1 protein-coding gene is annotated in these 312 nt (G+C 74.7%); it reads right to left on the reverse strand.

Annotation, left to right across the window (positions count from 1 at the left end; genetic code table 11):
- Positions 1 to 312, reverse strand: a 312-nt coding sequence (locus OO47_RS33075; protein ID WP_199812376.1) for an ATP-binding protein, incomplete at both ends; no start/stop codon positions are given.

Here is a 312-nt window from a genome sequence, read left to right on the forward strand (position 1 = left end):
GCGGGTGGGGTCGGGCGGGAGGATCGCCGGTGGGGTGGGGTTGCTGTCCCAGACGCTGACCTCGATCGCCCCGTCGGCGGCGTCGAGGGCGAGCAGGCTCGCGCCGGGGGCGTACTTGTCGGCGTTGGTCAGCAGCTCGCTGACCACGAGCTGGACGACGTCCGTCGTGGACTCGCGGACCGGCAGGCCGTGGACGGCCCGGACGTCGGCGATGAAGCGGTGGGCGAGGTCGCGGGCGGCTGCGATGTCCAGGCTGCCCTGGAAGACCCCGGACACCGAAAGGGCCGCCTCCCGGCCCGCTCGCCGGTCTGC

The organism is Streptomyces bikiniensis, from assembly GCF_000716625.1.
GTDB lineage: Bacteria > Actinomycetota > Actinomycetes > Streptomycetales > Streptomycetaceae > Streptomyces > Streptomyces bikiniensis.